Annotated in this window: 10 protein-coding genes; 5 read left to right on the plus strand and 5 right to left on the minus strand. The window is 54.7% G+C overall.

Annotated elements, in window-relative coordinates:
- Positions 1-12: 12 nt before the first annotated feature.
- Positions 13-3126 (minus strand): FAD-binding protein, encoded by a 3114-nt coding sequence (locus IPM31_15435; protein MBK9008375.1) that lies wholly within the window; start codon positions 3124-3126, stop codon positions 13-15.
- Between the two features lie 188 nt (positions 3127-3314).
- Positions 3315-4061, minus strand: coding sequence for a 2,3-diphosphoglycerate-dependent phosphoglycerate mutase (gene gpmA, locus IPM31_15440; protein MBK9008376.1), 747 nt, complete (start codon positions 4059-4061; stop codon positions 3315-3317).
- 86 nt (positions 4062-4147) lie between these two features.
- On the opposite strand from gpmA, the gene mutS reads away from it, so the two are divergent.
- Together mutS and IPM31_15450 are read left to right on the plus strand one after the other, a co-directional pair.
- Positions 4148-6733 carry a DNA mismatch repair protein MutS gene (mutS, locus tag IPM31_15445; GenBank protein ID MBK9008377.1) on the plus strand — a complete coding sequence of 862 codons (2586 nt, stop codon included), beginning with the start codon at positions 4148-4150 and terminating at the stop codon, positions 6731-6733.
- Positions 6714-8282: a hypothetical protein gene (locus IPM31_15450; protein ID MBK9008378.1), complete on the plus strand. Its 1569-nt coding sequence runs from the start codon at positions 6714-6716 to the stop codon at positions 8280-8282. The genes mutS and IPM31_15450 overlap by 20 nt, the downstream gene beginning before the upstream one ends.
- A gap of 47 nt (positions 8283-8329) precedes the next feature.
- Here IPM31_15450 and IPM31_15455 read toward each other — a convergent pair whose 3' ends face one another.
- Both IPM31_15455 and IPM31_15460 read right to left on the minus strand, forming a co-directional pair.
- Complete coding sequence (locus IPM31_15455; GenBank protein MBK9008379.1) at positions 8330-9868, minus strand: hypothetical protein; 1539 nt, start codon at positions 9866-9868, stop codon at positions 8330-8332.
- 102 nt (positions 9869-9970) lie between these two features.
- Positions 9971-12301, minus strand: coding sequence for a sodium-translocating pyrophosphatase (locus tag IPM31_15460; GenBank protein MBK9008380.1), 2331 nt, complete (start codon positions 12299-12301; stop codon positions 9971-9973).
- Positions 12302-12538: 237 nt separating this feature from the next.
- On the opposite strand from IPM31_15460, the gene IPM31_15465 reads away from it, so the two are divergent.
- Together IPM31_15465 and IPM31_15470 are read left to right on the plus strand one after the other, a co-directional pair.
- Positions 12539-13918 carry a hypothetical protein gene (locus tag IPM31_15465; GenBank protein ID MBK9008381.1) on the plus strand — a complete coding sequence of 460 codons (1380 nt, stop codon included), beginning with the start codon at positions 12539-12541 and terminating at the stop codon, positions 13916-13918.
- Positions 13911-15512, plus strand: coding sequence for a peptide ABC transporter substrate-binding protein (locus IPM31_15470; GenBank protein MBK9008382.1), 1602 nt, complete (start codon positions 13911-13913; stop codon positions 15510-15512). The genes IPM31_15465 and IPM31_15470 overlap by 8 nt, the downstream gene beginning before the upstream one ends.
- Before the next feature lie 82 nt (positions 15513-15594).
- On the opposite strand, the gene IPM31_15475 is transcribed toward IPM31_15470, so the two are convergent.
- Positions 15595-16551, minus strand: a complete 957-nt coding sequence (locus IPM31_15475; protein ID MBK9008383.1) for a LysM peptidoglycan-binding domain-containing protein — start codon at positions 16549-16551, stop codon at positions 15595-15597.
- A gap of 71 nt (positions 16552-16622) precedes the next feature.
- Here IPM31_15475 and IPM31_15480 point away from each other — a divergent pair, with 71 nt between their 5' ends.
- Positions 16623-17606, plus strand: a complete 984-nt coding sequence (locus tag IPM31_15480) for an aldo/keto reductase (protein MBK9008384.1) — start codon at positions 16623-16625, stop codon at positions 17604-17606.
- Positions 17607-17818: the final 212 nt, after the last annotated feature.

The following is a 17818-nucleotide window of genomic DNA, read 5'->3' on the forward strand; positions in this document are numbered from 1 at the left end:
TTTTTACATACCCTACACCAACGCATCCCTCACCCACTCGATCGGATGCCGCGCATCCACATTCGCGCCATGCTGAAATTGCATCCGACACGCCGCGCCCGTTGATGCGATTTCCACACTTCGACTTGGCTCAGTGTAAACTTTCCACTCACTACTCTCTACTCCTCTACTCACTATTCCTCTATTCACCGCCATCTCAAACACCTTCATCGAAACCTCATAATGCTCCGTCTCGAAGCCAAACGTCCCTGCCATACCGCAACAGCCCGCGTCGCTTAACTCCACGTCGAAGCCGCACGCGCGCAACAACTCCACGCTGGCATTCGCGCCGCTTGCGATTCCATCGGCAGACAATCCCTCCGCGCGCTGATGGCAATGCGGATGAAATTTTATTTTTCGATTTCGATTCCCTTCACCTCCCAATTGATCCCCCAGTCTGCCTACGCGCAGAGCGCCAAACTCCGATGAACGCAACAAGAACTCATCCAACAACCAGACTTTCGACTCACGCGCGCGAATTTCCTCTTTGGATTCGGGAAGCAAGTCCGCGTAATCATTTTTCAGAAGATAGATTTCGGGAGGCTCGACCCCGACGATAAACGCTTCGCGCGACGGGTCGATCTGATTCAGCCACCTCAACATTTCTCTAGCGTGACGCCGCGCCGCATCCACGAATCCCTTCGAGAGCAGAGACGCCCCCGCGCCAACGATCGGCAACACGCGGACATCGTATCCGCACATCGTCAACACCTCCAACGCGGCTTCTTCCACTTGAGGTTCGATGTAACGGGAAAATACATCGGGCAGGAAAATTATTTTTTCTCCGTGACTCAGTGTCTCCGTGGTTCGCAGTTTCGCCCTTCGACTTGAAATCTGCGGTAAGGGACGTTCCTCCGCCAACCCCAACACCTTCGCGATCAGCTTCTTCGTCGACGCGAACTCCATCAACCCATTCGCCAGCGGCGCGACATACGACATCATCTTCGCCGCGACGTGAAAGTACCCGAACACATAATCCCGCAACGGACGGGGATGAGTCTTGTAATATTCATTCTCGAATTCGTACTTCAACTTCGCCATATCCACCCCGCTGGGACATTCCGCTTTACAGCCTTTGCAAGCCAAACACAAGTCGAGCGCTTCGAAAACATCGGACGATAGACCATTGACCATAAATCGTCCATCGTCCAACGTCTGTGGTCGCGCGATCAGCGCACGCAGCAAATTCGCCCTCCCCCTCGTCGAGTGCATCTCGTCCCTTGTCGCCTGAAACGATGGACACATCACGCCTGTTGATTTCCTGCACACCCCTTGACCGTTGCATTGCTCAACAGCAAGTTCAAATCCGCCTTGACGAGCAAACGATAGATTTGGTTTCCATGATTTCGTTTGATAATCAACTCCATAACGTAAATTCGCATCCATTTTCGGCGCATCAATGATCTTGCCTGGGTTCATTATGTGATTCGGGTCCGCCGCGTTTTTCAGCAGACGCATCGCATCCATCACCTCCGCGCCGTATGCTCGCGCGAGATGTTCGGAACGCGCCAAACCGTCACCGTGTTCACTGCTCATCGCGCCGCCCAGGCTCAACGTCAGCGCAAGAACCGCCTCGCTGATCAAGCGCAGACTCTCCACGCCGCGCGTCGTCTTCAAATCCAACACAGGACGAATGTGCAAACATCCCGCCGACGCGTGGGCGTAAATATTCCCAACCACATCGTGCGCGGATAAAATTTTCTCCACCTCGCGCACAAACTCGCCGAGCCGCTCGACTGGAATCGCGCAGTCCTCGATGAACGCAATCGGTCGCGCCGAGCGCGGTTGCGAATCCAGCAGACCCAGTCCCATCTTGCGGACATTCCAAATCCGCGCCTGATCTTCTTTCGATTCGGCGATGAAAATATTTTCGCCATTCCGCGCTGAGCGGAGGTCTGAGCGAAGCGGAGCGGAGACGAAGACCGCAGTCGAAGCGCTTTGCGGTGTAACGAGACCACGCGCTCGCATCAACAATTCTTTCGGCTCACCACCGCTGAACTCAACTACCAACACCGCGGCAGGCGTCCTGAGCGAAGACGAAGGATCGCCTTGAATCCAACTTGCCTCGCTCGCATATCCCGCCGAACTCCGCGCCGCGCGGATGATCGTATCGGGGATCAACTCAATCGCGGATGGGTTATGAGACAGCAAACGCGGCACATCATCGCACGCCTCCGCCGCGCTCGCGTAAGTAAGCACCGCCAATATCGTATGCTTCGGCTTCGACACGAGATTCACTTTCATCTTGCGAATCACCGCGAGTGTGCCCTCTGATCCTGCAAGTAATCGAGCGAGATTGATGTCAGACGATGGACGATAGACCGTAGACGATAATCCATAATCAGCGGAATCCCATTGTGGCGGCGCAGACGGACTCCACGGCAACAAATAATTCAACCGATACCCCATCGCATTTCGCCATGTCTTTGGATAACTGCGCTTTATCGCATCCGCGTACTTCTCAAGAATCTTGAACACCGCCCCAACCACCCGCGACTGCTCACTGTTCACTGATAACTTGTCACTTTTCACTGATAACTTTTCATTCACTTCTCCCCACGTCGCAAGACTCCCATCCCCCAAAATCACCTCCGCCTCCAAAATATGATCCGCGCTCATGCCGTAGACAATTGAATGCGCGCCCGTTGCGTTGTTCGCGATGACGCCGCCCATCGTCGCGCGTTCGGCAGAGGCAGGGTCGGGACCAAACATCAGTCCGTGTTTTGAGGCGGCTTTGTTCAAGTCAGACAAAACAACGCCAGGCTCGACGATGGCAAATTTTTCCTCGGGGTTAATTTCTACGATCTTGTCCAACCAGCGCGAGCAATCGAGGATCAACGCCTCGCCAACTGCCTGCCCCGCCAGCGAAGTCCCTGCGCCGCGCGGCAAAATGGGAATCTTATACTTCGCCGCCAACTCAACCGCCGCGTGCAACTCCTCCTGATTGCGCGGAATCACAACTCCCAGCGGCTCGATCTGATAGATGCTCGCGTCGGTGCTGTACAAAATCCGCGAAGCCGAATCGGTGCGGATATCGCCAGTGAAATGTTTATGCAGTTCGTATAAAAATTCGCGCGGGAGGGGCATGAGATGATTTTAATACAATCAGTAGTTCACGAAAACGGTTCTTGACGCAGTTGCACTGCGTCAAGGCAGGCGACAGTACAACTGTCGCCTGAACTTTCGTGAACTACTGACAATGTAGGGGCGGAGCAATGCTCCGCCCCTACACAAAATTTCTTTTCTCGGTGTTCTCTGTGGCTCTGTGGCTAAAACTACTTCGCCTTCCCCTGCCCCGCCACTGCCGCGGCTTTCTTCGCCGCCTCCTCTGGATCGCCGAGGTAATAATTCTTGATCGGCTTCAAGTCTTTATCCAATTCATACACGAGCGGGACACCCGTCGGAATGTTCAACTCGGTGATCTCCGCATCCGAAATGTTATCGAGATACTTCACCATCGCGCGGATACTGTTGCCATGCGCGGCCACGATCACGCGCTTGCCCGATTGGATCACGGGCGCCAACGCGGAATGCCAATAAGGGAGGACGCGATCCAGCGTGAGCTTAAGCGATTCGGTGGCGGGCAACTGCGCGGGCGTCAACGAAGTGTAACGCGGATCGAATTTCGGATGACGCTCATCTGTCAGTTCCAACGCGGGCGGCGGCACATCATAACTTCGCCGCCAGATCTTTACTTGCGCTTCGCCGTATTTCTCCGCCATCTCCGATTTGTTCAATCCTTGCAGAGAGCCATAATGACGTTCGTTCAACTGCCACGCCTTCATGACGGGAATCCATTCGAGATTCGACTCCTGCAAGATCGTCCACAAGGTTTGGATCGCGCGCTTCAACACGGACGTGTACGCGACGTCAAAAACGAATCCTTCCGACTTCAGCAGGCGACCCGCTTCGTGCGCCTCCGCCCTACCCTGCTCGGTCAGACCGACATCCGTCCAGCCTGTGAAGCGGTTTTCGAGATTCCAAACGCTTTGTCCGTGACGAACTAAAACAAGTTTATACATCGCTCTGCTCCAAACGCGACGACTGAAGTCGTCACTACGCATAAAAAATTTAAACGGATTATACAGCCTCATAGTAAAATCACGCCATGCCCAACGACGATGTCACGCCCATCCGCCAGCAATATCTTGAGATCAAGCGCGAGTACCCGAACACAATTTTATTTTTTCGGCTCGGCGATTTTTACGAAACCTTCGACGAAGACGCCGAGATCACTGCGCGCGAACTCGATATCGTCCTCACCTCGAAGCCCATCGGCAAAGGCACGCGCGTGCCGCTCGCTGGCATCCCCTATCACGCGGTCGAAAATTATTTAGGGCGGCTCATCGAAAAAGGCTATCACGTCGCCATCTGCGAACAAGTCGGCGACACGCCGGTCAAGGGACTCTTCCCGCGCAAGGTTGTGCGAGTCGTCACACCGGGGACTGTGACCGAACCGGGACTCTTGCCCGGCGACGCGAACAACTACATTGCTTCGGTTTTACTGGACGCTTCGCCCTCGGTCAATTCCGACGGGCAAACTGCCTCAGTCGCGTATGCCGACGTGACCACTGGAGAGTTTGCCGTCACCGAACTCCCCGTCGAATCTCTCCGCGCAGAATTGACGCGCTTGCATCCTGCTGAAGTCTTGCATCCCGATAGTCAAACTTTGCCGAACGAAATCTCGAGTCACCTCACGCCGTGGGCTTCGTGGAAATTCGAGCCGGGCAAATGCACAGAGACGTTGCTAACTCACTTCAACTCCTCCACGCTGGACGGATTCGGATTGAAGCCAAATAGTTTATCTGCGCGAGCCGCGGGCAGTTTGCTCCAATACATCAAAGAGACTCAACCCGACGCCCTGAAGTTGTTGACTTCACTCCGCACCTATCATCTTTCAGAATTCATGACCCTCGACGCATCCACGCGGCGAAATCTTGAACTTGATGAAACCCTGCGCGGCGAACGGAAAGGTTCACTGCTCGGCACGCTCGACCTCACGATCACGCCGATGGGCAAGCGACTCATCCATCAATGGGTCAGCCAGCCGTTGCTCGATGTGGCAAAGATTCAACATCGCCAACTCGGCGTGGAATATTTCTTTCAGCAAGGCATGGTCCGCGTGGAGATTCGCGCCGCGTTGAAGCCAATTGCCGACCTTGAACGACTCGTCAACCGCGTCATTGCTGGGCAGGCTCAGCCGCGTGATTTGGTGGCGATGAGGAGCACGCTGATGGCGTTGCCAGCCTTAGTTGAATTAACCGAAGAAAGAGGAAAGAAGAAAGAATTCGGATTGCCGAAGATTGATTTGCTGCATGAGCAATTGACCTTACTGGAAAACGCGATTGATGATGATCCGCCATCCACGTTGCAAAACACGGGAGTGATTCGCGCGGGGTATTCGCAAGAGTTGGATTCGGTCATTGACGCATCGAAACACGCGCGAGATTGGATCGCCAACCTCGAATCGGTTGAACGAGGGAAAACGGGAATCAAGACTCTCAAGGTTGGTTATAACAAGGTCTTCGGCTATTACATCGAAATCTCGCGCGGCGCGGCGGAGAAGGCTCCCGAACATTACATCCGCAAGCAAACGCTGGTCAATGCCGAGCGATTCATCACGCCCGAGATGAAAGAGTACGAAACGCTGGTGTTGAATGCCGAAGAGCGGATCAAAGAAATCGAAACGCGATTGTTCCGCGAAGTGTGCGCCGAACTTGCAAAGTCTGCGCATCAATTGTTGTCCACAGCACGCGCCATTGCCGAGGTGGACGTCTTGTCCGCTTTGGGGGAGGCGGCGGCTTTAGGTGGGTACACCAAGCCCCAAGTCCGAGAAGGAAGCGGGTTGGAAATCCACGAGGGCAGGCATCCAGTTGTCGAACATCTGCTAAAGGGCGAACGTTACATCCCAAACGATGTCATGTTTGAAAAGGGCGAAGTGGTGCGCGTCATCACGGGACCGAACATGTCGGGCAAGTCCACGTATCTGCGGCAGACCGCGCTGATCGTGTTGATGGCGCAGATGGGATCGTTCGTGCCAGCCGCGTCGGCGGACATCGGACTCGTGGATCGAATCTTCACGCGCATCGGCGCGCAGGATGAAATTCACGCGGGTCAATCCACGTTCATGGTCGAGATGGTGGAGGCGGCGAACATTTTGCATCATGCGACTTCGCGCTCGCTGTTGATCCTCGATGAGATCGGGCGCGGCACATCCACGTATGACGGGCTTTCGATCGCATGGGGCATGATCGAGTACATTCACAATCATCCGCAATTGCGCGCGAAAACTTTATTCGCCACACATTATCACGAGTTGACTCAACTCGCCGACCTTTTGCCCGGCGTGCGGAATTATAATGTGGCAGTCAGCGAAGCCGATGCGACCGTGGTCTTCTTGCACAAGATCATCGCGGGCGGCGCGGATCGTTCGTACGGAATCCACGTGGCGCAGTTGGCAGGTTTGCCCGCGCCCGTCATCCAACGCGCGAATGAGATCATGGCGGAACTCGAAAAGACTTCGGGGAGGGCGGTGAAAATAAATCCGCACGCCGCGCAACAAGCCGCGCTGTTTCCCGAATCGAGTCCGTTGCTGGATGAGCTGAAAGACATGGACGTGAACAGCCTCTCCCCCATTGAAGCGTTGAATAAGTTGTTCGAGTGGCAAAGGATTTATGGAGCGTCAAACAAATAAAGGCACATTATCCGCGGACGATATCGGATCATTGCTTCTTCTCGCCAGCATTCTCCTCGGAGCATGGTTCCGGATTTTCCCGCCACTCGAGGCGGGATTTCCCATCAACGACGGGGGACTTTTTTATGCAATGATCGAAGCGCTTCAGAACAATGGGTTCAGAATTCCGCAATTCGTTGAATACAATGGCTTGCAAATTCCCTTTGCGTATCCCCCATTAGGGTTTTATATTGCCGCAGGCGTCGGAACCGTCTTTGGAATTGACATCTTCACAATTCTGCGCTGGATGCCCGCAATCGTATTGATCGGAACTATCCCGGCAATGTATGCTTTATCAAAAGCAATGCTTAACTCGAACATGGAAGCGGGGCTGGCGGCATTCATCTACGCCTTGTTACCGCGTTCCATCACCTGGCTCATCATGGGCGGCGGGATAACGCGAAGTTTGGGACAATTATTTCTTATTCTCGCCACACTTAATCTTTATAGAATGTATGCCGAAGGGAAACGGAAATTCGCAATCGGAGCCGTGATCTTCTGCTCCTTGGTGGTCGTGACGCATCCCGAAGCGACCATCCATACCATCGGTATCGCAATAGCCTTGGCGCTGCTTCATGCCCGGAATCGTCGCGGATTTCTACAGACTGGGCTTGTCGGCGCCGGCGCGCTGGCGGTCACCTCGCCGTGGTGGGCTTCTATGCTTGTCCGCCATGGGCTCGCGCCGTTCGTGTCGGCCTCGCAATCTGGATTTCACGATTTCAAATATTTCTACGCATTCTTTATAGACTATACCCAGGAAACGTTCATACCTCTGATCGCCGTCTTCGCATGGATTGGCGTCCTTTATTTTGTATCAAAGCGCGAGTATACGCTGCCTCTCCTTTTTGCGCTTCCGTTTCTAATCGAACCTCGAAACGCGCCGAATGTGGGCATGATCACAATTCCCATGCTTGCCTCTCACGCCATATTTCAAGTCTTGTTACCGGCGCTCAGGGGGAGCCAAACCAAAGACCAGAAAATATCCTCGTTGATCGGCAATACATCACAAAAATTGTGTATAGCGGTTGTAACATTCTGTTTGTTCGTCGGGATGCAGATCTTTGGTATGGAAATGAGCGCCAAGCGGATTCACCCGGAGACCAGGCTCGCCTTTGACTGGGTAAAAGCCCACACCCCCCCAAGCAGTCGGTTTGTCATCCTTAGCGGAAACAGCAAGCCGCTCGAAGACTTCAACAACGAATGGTTCCCCATACTAACGGATCGCGTCAGCCTGACAACATTGCAGGGCTTGGAATGGGACAACAGCATAGACTTTAATGAGCATACCATGTGGCTGAGCAACGCGCAGAATTGTCGATTCAGCTTTGACGCCCCAGCCTGCCTGCGCGCCTTAGGGCTGAGCGGGCAACTACAATTCGACTATCTGATCATCCTGCGCGCAACGATAGATCCGCCACTGTACCTTGCAGATCTTCCATCATGGGCAAATGTAGAAGGTCGATCGTTGGTATACGAATCGAGCGAAATTTTTATCTTGAGATTTCCGTAGCAATCCGATCGAAAGCGCAATTCGGAGAATACAAGAATTCTCACTCGTTAGCGTATAGCACAGGCTTGATCGAGCCGCAATCCTACATCAACATCGCGATAGATATAGAAGGGGTCGGCAATATAAAAGTACCTGTTCTCCAAAAGCGGAAAATCGCCTCCAAAATATTTGTTGAACACCAGTCTAAAGAGGTTTACGGGGGTAAGATCGTCGGGAATATCCGCCGCGCTCATGCCCGGGAAGTAATATGCGGCAAATGGGGATAATCGTTCCCGAACACACGTCTTTTCCACCGATGTGAAATAGGTCAACAACCCCGACCCATGGTCTGCCTGAACAATTATGATCGGAGGAGTATCCGATTGTTGAAGGATCGTTGCAAGTATTTCCTGTAAACGCGTGTTCACAAATTCAACCTGGTCTGTATAGCCTTTTGTATATTGCTCCGGTGAACCCTCAAAATCCTCCGCATCCTTAAAGCTAAAGCCAGCCGAGGGCTGGACAGGTTTGCCATGCGCGTCAAAGACAAAAGGAGGGTGCGGCAGGAGGATATGAGCGAAAACAAATACGGGGTTCGGGTCAGATGCGAAATCGTCCAGCGCGTCCAAAGTGTGCAGGATGGTCTTGCGCTGAGTCTCAACTGTAAACACCGAAGCGCCATCCTGTATGTACGGCTGAGACAAACGCAAGGGCGATGTGTGAATAATATACTGCTCAAAATCGGTCAATTCGACCGGATACGCCGATTGATGCAGGGTTGCCGAAGCCATATCGGTCAAACTCCAATTTGTGCTGAAGGAAACGGTCGTATATCCTTGAGATTCAAGAAGTGAGACAACCCTGCCGCGGTCGATATATGGCTCCATCAGCCACCAAAATTTGGAGTTATCCAAGCCAGGCGCAAAGGCATCCACATACTCCATGTTTAGGGTCGAAGTGATCGAAAGGATTGTTTTGGCATAATTGGAGCGAGCCTGTCGCGCTACAACAAATCCTTCCTTCTCTAATTCGCCCACAAATTCAGAATTATCATAACGATAAAGGTCTTTCAATACATCGGAACGAACGTATCCGTCTAAAACGATGTAATAGATGTCAGGTTTGACAGCGGTGGTGGCTTTCAAGCGATTCGCATCCGTGGCGTTAAGACCGCGCAAAGATGAAAAATAGATGGACCAGGGCGCGTTCCCATATTCAGAAACATGCAGACCAATCGAATAGAATACAAGAAACACGCTAACGGTCAAGGAAAGCGGGGGCTGCGCGCTTTTTCGAGAACCAGGTCTCTTTCGATACTGCCCAATCCGCCAAATAACATAAACAGCCACAAACAGGCGGACTGCGATCCAGAAAAATTTAGGCGGGAAGGTGAACAACAAAATCGTTACCACCAAGCATTCTTCCACCATCTTCCAGTCGGCGATGAATTGCTTCAAGAGCGCGGCAAACAATCCGATGATCAACCAAGAGACAAGCAACGGTCTCAAAAGATAATGAGGCGGAAATAAATGTTGTTCCGCGTGAAGCGACAGGAGCATGTTTCCAAGGACCAGCAACCATGAAGAGAGCAGATATCGAATTTTCATTTTTTATCAAGCGTCAACCGCAAATTATAAACGGTTCATCGGAATGAAAAATCGCCCTCACAATCCACGAGGGCGATTTGAACTGCTGTAGCCTTGAAAAACTTACTTCGTCATCGACTCTGCCGGCGCCTTCGAGCGCATCACAGCCCAGGCGAGGACAGCGACCAACGCCGCGGCAACTGCCCAGACGCCAATTGAACCGCCGCCGGAGTATTGCACCACGATCGGAGCGACGATCACCGCGACGAGGTTCACCACCTTGATCATCGGGTTGAGCGCGGGACCAGCCGTATCCTTGAACGGATCGCCGACCGTGTCGCCCACCACGCCAGCCTTGTGACGTTCGGAGCCTTTGCCGAGATTATTGGCGGGGTCTTTCGGCTCGTCTTCGATGAGTTTCTTGGCGTTATCCCATGCGCCACCGGAGTTATTGAGGAACACCGCCAACAATTGACCGGAGACGATGATGCCAGCCAGCATACCGCCGAGGGCTTCCACTTGCAGGGTCAACCCGACCACGATCGGCGTGACGATGCCGAGCAACGCCAGCGAAACCAATTCTTTCTGGGCGGCAGTTGTGGAAATGCCAACGGCTTGTTTGTAGTCGGGAGCCACTTTACCTTCCAGCACGCCCAATTTGAACTGGCGGCGGACTTCCAACACGATCAGCGAAGCCGCGCGAGCGACTGCCTGAATGGCGAACGACGAGAACAGCCACGGCAACGCGCCGCCGACCAACATGCCCACGAACACTTGCGGCACATCAGCGCGGATGCCGATGGATTGAATCTGCGCTTCGAGAGGAACGCCCAGCGCGGTCTGCGCGCGCGAAACGTCCACGAGGAACGAGCCAAAGAGCGAAACAGCCGCAATGACAGCGGAACCGATGGCAACGCCTTTCGTGATGGCTTTCGTGGTGTTACCGACCGCGTCGAGATCAGCCATGATCTGCTGGGCGGCTTTGGTTTCCTTGTCGGTTTTGCCGTGCCATGCCATTTCACCGATACCATTGGCGTTATCTGAAATGGGACCGAATGAATCCATCGCCACGTTGTTACCGGTCAGGGTCAACATGCCGATGCCGGTCATCGCCACGCCGTACAAAATGAACGTCGCGCGTTCCGCGGCAGTCACATCGGGGATCGTGCCGAAAATAAAGATCGAGGCGACGATGGTCAACGCAATGACCAACACCGACCACACGGACGATTCAAAACCGACCGAAACGCCGTTCAAGATCAACGTGGCGGGACCTGTGTCGGCAGATTTCTTGATATCGTTCACAGGCTGGGCATGCGTGCCGGTGAAATATTCAGTCAGGCGGTCAATAACGATCGCGAGCAACACACCAACGCCCACAGCCGCCGGCATTCTCCACCAACCGCCAAACTCAGCCATTGTGTCTTTCATATATAAGAAGCCGGCAACGAAGAACAGAACAGCAGAGATCACAGCGGAGGTCAAGAAGCCGCTGAAGATCGCCTTCATTGCGTCGTGGGCTTTCCCGGTGGCGCCGGCGCGCACAAAGTACGTGCCGATGATCGAGGAAAGCACGCCGATACCGCGCACCATCAATGGGAAGATGATCCACTCGAGGCGCCCGGTCGTGTGCCAAAGGGCGAGACCAAGAATCAAACCGGAGACGATCGTCACTTCGTAGGATTCGAAGATATCCGCCGCCATGCCGGCGCAATCGCCGACGTTGTCGCCCACGAGGTCAGCCACCACTGCGGGATTCCTCGGGTCATCCTCCGGGATGCCTGCCTCGACCTTGCCGACCAGGTCCGCGCCCACGTCAGCCGCTTTGGTGAAGATGCCGCCGCCCACGCGCATGAACAACGCGAGCAGTGTGCCGCCAAAACCGAAACCGAGCAACGCGTCCGGCGCGGCGATGCCGAGAACGATGAAGATCAACGTGCCGCCCAACAGACCCAGCCCATCGGTGAGCATACCGGTGATCGTGCCGGCGCGATACGCAATACGGAGCGAGTCGCCGAACGAGCGTTTCGACGCGGAAGCCACGCGCACATTGCCTTCCACCGCCATGCGCATGCCGATCTGCCCGACCGCCAGCGAGAAGCCCGCGCCCATCACAAAGGCGAACGCGCGCGCCAGACCGATCCACAAGCGGACCGTTTCTGCCGGCACGCCTTCAAAGCGTTCGAGCGCTTCGGGGGAGGGCGGAACAATATACACGGAGAAAAAGAGCGCGATCGTCAAAACGCCGATTAACGGCAAAATGGAGCGCAACTGCCTTTTCAAATAGGCGTCCGCTCCATCCTTGATCGCGTTCCAGACTTCCTGCATCTTCTCCGTGCCTTTATCTTCACGCAGGATCTGGGATCGAAGAAAAATCGCATACAGCAAGCCGAGAATGGCAACGCCAAACACAGCCCAAATGGCAATTTCCTCCAGCGAAGTAAGTCCTTGCATAGCGTACATAGGGGGTGATTCCTCCCGAACAAAGTTTTTTCCGGGCATCTGCCCGGCAGAGCAGACGGATTTTACAGGCGCAAAGTTATTGTGTCAAGAAATTTGCCTCTCGGCGCCTTGTCTCAGCCCTTCTCGCCGATCTCCGGACGGGTATTCAAACCAATGGCGGACTAACAGACTGGGACGATATACCCTTTACATGTTACACTCGCGCAAGTTTAAACCTTTGAGGTAACCATGCGGATAAAAATACTCTCGCTTCTTCTCGCCACGGTCAGCCTGCTTCTCCCAACTTCGGCGTTCGCCGCCTCCCCAGCCGATGTGACGAATGACCGCGTCACGTTCGACTTCCCCATCTCAGCCACCTTCAGCGCCACGATCACCGCCAACGCGGAGATCCGCTCCATCGTGCTGGAGTATGGCAATGAACAACAAACCTGCGGAGATGTGGTCGCCAAAGCCTTCCCTCAATTCACCCCCGGCGCGCGCGTGAACGCGGAGTGGGTTTGGGAAATGCGCCAAAGCGGATCATTACCGCCCGGCGCAAAACTCTGGTGGCGCTGGCGCGTGACCGACATCAACGGTGTGGAGACTGTCAGCGAAACGAAGACCGCCACCTGGCTCGACGACAACCACAATTGGAAAACGCTCGACGAAGGGCTGATCAATTTTCACTGGTATCAAGGCGATGAAGCCTTCGCGCGCGACCTGATGAACGCCGCGCAGAACGGCTTAAAATTCAACGAGACCGAATCCGGTCTCACCGCCGAATCGCCGATCGATATTTACATATATGGCAACACCAACGACCTCAAAGACGCGATTCTCTACGAACCTTCGTGGACGGGCGGGCAGGCATTCCCCGATCAAGACATAGTGATTCTCGGCATCTCGCAAACCGACCTGGACTGGGGGCGCAATTCCATCGTTCACGAATTGACGCACGTGTTGGTGGGTCACCTCACATTTTCGTGCCTCGGCGACGTGCCCACATGGTTAAACGAAGGATTGGCGGTATACAGCGAGGGCGAACTCGACCCCGCCTCGCAACAGCAGTTGGATGAAGCGATTCAAAACGACACCCTGCTCAGCATCCGTTCGTTGAGCGCGGGATTCTCCGAAGTATCAGACAAGGCGTATCTTTCATATAGTCAATCCTTCAGCGTGGTGAAATTTCTTGTCGAAACCTACGGGCAGGAAAAGATGACCGCGCTCCTCACCTCCCTGCGCGATGGCGTGACCATCGACGAAGCCTTGACCAACACATACGGCTTCAACGTGGAAGGCTTGGAGGATGAATGGCGCGCAGGCATTGGCGCCAAGCCGCGCGCGGTCTCCGCGCAACCGACCGCGCAACCCACGGCTACGTTCGTGCCAACCATCGTTCCCGTTTCGGGCTTCCAATTTTCACAAATCACCACGCCGACCGCCATTCCCACCTCCTCGTTCGGCACACAGCAACCGACAACAGAAGCGCCCCAGCCAAGCGGACCTCCGCTCTGGCTGACATTATCCCTGCTCGGTATGTGTTGCGTATTTCTCCTCTTGATCGGCGTAGTTGTGCTTGGATTAATCGCTCGCAGAGGGAACCAACAACAAGAAGGCAACCATGGCTAAACTCAAACTGCGGAAGTTGGCTTCCGCCTTGTTCGCGATCGTAATCTTATCGACGATCACTGTCGCTTCCCCGCGCCGCGCGTCGGCGTTGCAAGTGGATATCCCACTCGACCAGGCGTTGGTGTTGGCGGGAGGCGAATCAACCAACCCGCGTAGTTACGACCCGGCTACCACGCACACGTCCGGCGATAAACTCGTCTTCAGTGGGTTGGTCTCGTTCGACCCAAATCTGAATCTCACGCCCGACCTCGCCGAATCATGGGATATCAGCGCTGATGGCACGGTCTACACCTTCCACTTGCGGCAGAACGCCAAATTCCACAATGGGCGCGCCGTCACCGCGCAGGACGTGATCTACTCGTGGCAACGCGCCGCCAGCCCGGCGGTCGCGTCCGACACGGCGCTCACGTATCTGGGCGATATCGTCGGCGTGCGCGAGATGAATGCGGGGCAGGCAGAATCCATTTCCGGGTTGGTCGCACTCGACGACCACACCCTGCAAGTGACCATCGACGCGCCCAAGCCGTACTTCCTCTTGAAACTCACCTACGCCACCGCCTTTGTGTTAGACAAGGAAAATGTGGAAAGCGGCGAGGAATGGTATCGCGCCCCAAACGGGACGGGACCCTATCGCCTCGCCGAATGGCGCAGGTTCGAGATCATGGTTTATGAAGCCAACCGGGATTTTTACCTCGGCGCGCCCAGCATCCCCTACGTGGTTATTCAACTCTACTCCGGCGACGATCAGCGCTTGTATGAAACCGGCGAAGTGGATATCGCCGGCGTGTATTCCATCGAACGGTTCACCGACCCATCCGAACCGCTTCACAACGAACTGTTGACCGGCGTTTCGCTTTGCACCGGCTACGTGAACTTCGATTCCACCCGCCCGCCGTTCGACGATCCCAAAGTCCGGCAGGCGTTCACCATGGCGTTCGACCGCCAAAAATTCATCGACGTGGTCATGAATCAACGCGCCCTGCCGGCAAAAGGACTCTACCCGCCCGCCCTGCCGGGGTACAGCCTTTCGCTCAAAGCCTTGCCCTACGATCCCGAACGCGCGCGTCAACTGCTGGCTGAATCGAAATATGGCGGACCCGACGGCTTGCCTCCCATCGTCTACACGGATGGCGGCACCGGCACGTATATCAATTCCGATGTTGCCGCATTGGCTGAAATGTGGGAACAAAACCTCGGCGTCACGATCACCATTGAGAACCTCGAACCGAACTTCTTCACCGAGCAGATCTATGCCGGCAATCACGGTCAACTCTTCAGCGGCGGATGGTGCGCCGATTACCCCGACCCTGAAAACTTTGCCGATGTGCTCTTCCACACCGGCTCGCAACAAAACGGCGGCGGATATTCCAACCCGCAACTGGATGCCCTCCTCGAGCAAGCGCGCACCGAACGCGATGTGGCAACCCGCATCGCCCTCTATCAGCAAGCCGAGCAGATCATCGTGGACGATGCCGCCGCGCTATTCACCGCGCATTATCTTTCGTATCAATTGGTCAAGCCCTACGTAAAGGGCTACGTCTACACCCCCATCGACATTCCCATCGAACGATATATGTGGTTGGATGGGAAATAAAAGAATTCACCGCGAAGCCCGCAAAGAACGCGAAGTTTAATTGTTTTTCTTTGCGGGCTTCGCGTTCTTGGCGATAAAAAATTTAAGGACGCGCCTCCACCACAAACTCAACCCGCGCGATTCGCCCTCCCACGCTCGATACGAAAAAATTAAATGACAGACTCCCGCCGGGCGGAAGGCTCGTAACCGATTCCCAACGGCGGACGCCAACCACGCGTCCCGCGTCATCGTACGCCACCGCCGCCACCCACACCTGATTCGCCGTAGCCGCCTGACTCTGCGACAAGACCATGCCACTCACCTGCGCGCTATGCCCTTCCGCGCTCACCTGCGCCAACGCATTGTTGACCGTGGCTGGCAGATAACGCGCATCGCCTGCCTGCAAACGGATCGCGGTCAACACTTGCGTTTGAGGTTGCGCGTCGAACGGAACATCGGGAGGAAAGAACACCGCCATCGGCGCGGATGCGTTCGGCGGCAAAATGTTCAATACGAGCCAGGCGGTTTGAGAGGCAACGACCGCATTCTTTGAATCGACCAGCGTCACTTGCGCGCTGAGATTTTCCAGCATGTCATTCGAATCATTACGGGCGAGCACAAAACACCACATTCCTTTATCGACGGTCGGGTAACATTCGATCTGCGAAACGATGAACGGCGCGGGCGTGGGCGTGGAGTCTCCGGATGGGTTTTCGGGGTTGCTCGGTATTTTGATCACGAGTCCCACCGACATGGAATTTGCGTCGATCTCTGGATTCGCCGCTTGCAAATCATCCAACGACAGGTTGAATTTTTCGGCAATCGCGCCCAACGTATCGCCTGTTTGAACGGTGTACGTGAAAGGCGTCGGGCTGGGAAGCGGCGTGGTGAGCGGGACCAGCCCCACTGGCGTTTGAAGCGGAATCGAGGTGGAAGTCAAAAATGGAGTGAGAGGCATCGGCTGGGGAGTCGAATCCATTGGTTGAGGCGCGCAGGCAGTCAATAAAAGGAAAGAAGAAAGCGCCGCCCTGAGCACGATCGAGGGGATGGTTCTTTGCATGAGGAGATTATAATAGACGGATATTTGTTCATCCCGCAGTTGAACGGCGGGATGTTCCAGAGGAGATAACAATGAACTATCGTCATTTGGGTCGCACGGGGATTCGCGTGAGTGAACTATCGCTTGGGTCGTGGGTCACGTTCAAAAATCAAGTGGATGTGGACGCGGCGGTCGAGTTGATGGCGGCGGCGTACGACGCGGGCGTGAACTTTTTCGACAACGCGGAAACGTATGCGCACGGCAAATCGGAAGAGGTGATGGGCGCGGCGTTAAAACGCTTGAATTGGCGGCGCGGCAGTTATCTTGTAACGACCAAGTTCTTTTGGGGCATCCACAACAATGTGAACGAGCGGAACACGTTGAACCGCAAACGGTTGATCGAGGGCATCAACGGCTCGCTTTCGCGTTTGCAACAGGAGTATGTGGATGTGATCTATTGTCACCGCGCCGACAAGACCACGCCCATCGAGGAAACGGTGTGGGCGATGCACAACATCATCGAGTGGGGGAAAGCGATGTATTGGGGCACATCGGAATGGAGACCGGACGAGATCGTCGCGGCGATCAATATCGCGGAGAAGCATCACCTGCACAAGCCGATCACCGAACAACCCGAATACAACTTGTTCGCGCGCAACCGCTTCGAAAAGGAATATGCGCGCGTGTTTCAGGATTACGGCTATGGCACGACGATCTGGAGTCCGCTGGCTTCGGGGATGCTGACGGGCAAATATTTGAAAGGCATCCCGAAAGACAGCCGCGCCAATCTCAAAGGCTATCAATGGCTTCACAAGGATGTGAAAAATAAAGAAAGGCTCGCCCAAGTCCGCGCGCTGCAACCGATCGCAAAGAGCCTGGGATGCAGTCTCTCGCAACTCTCGATCGCATGGTGTCTCAAGAATCCAAACGTGAGCACGGTCATTTTGGGAGCGAGCCGCGTGGAACAGTTGCGCGAAAATCTCGGCGCCGAAAAGGTGGTTGCCAAACTGAACCCCAAGGTGATGGAAAAAATCGACAAGGTCTTCGGCGTTGTAAAAGACGAAGGCGACGATTAACGCACGTATCGCGCGGATGGATTCAGCCGGAAGAGTTCCTCCTTATCTCACCTGACGCAGAACGGCCCGAAGGGTCTCGTGAATCGGATTTGGTTTTTATCCGCTCCGGCGAGAGAGCGCGTAACATCACCTCCTTAACTCAGAAAAAACGCATGACTTTCGTCAGCCTCTTTCTCAGTGGAGGTTAATGTCTCCATGTACAATGAAATCGG

The sequence above is a fragment of the Candidatus Defluviilinea gracilis genome, from assembly GCA_016716235.1.
GTDB lineage: Bacteria > Chloroflexota > Anaerolineae > Anaerolineales > Villigracilaceae > Defluviilinea > Defluviilinea gracilis.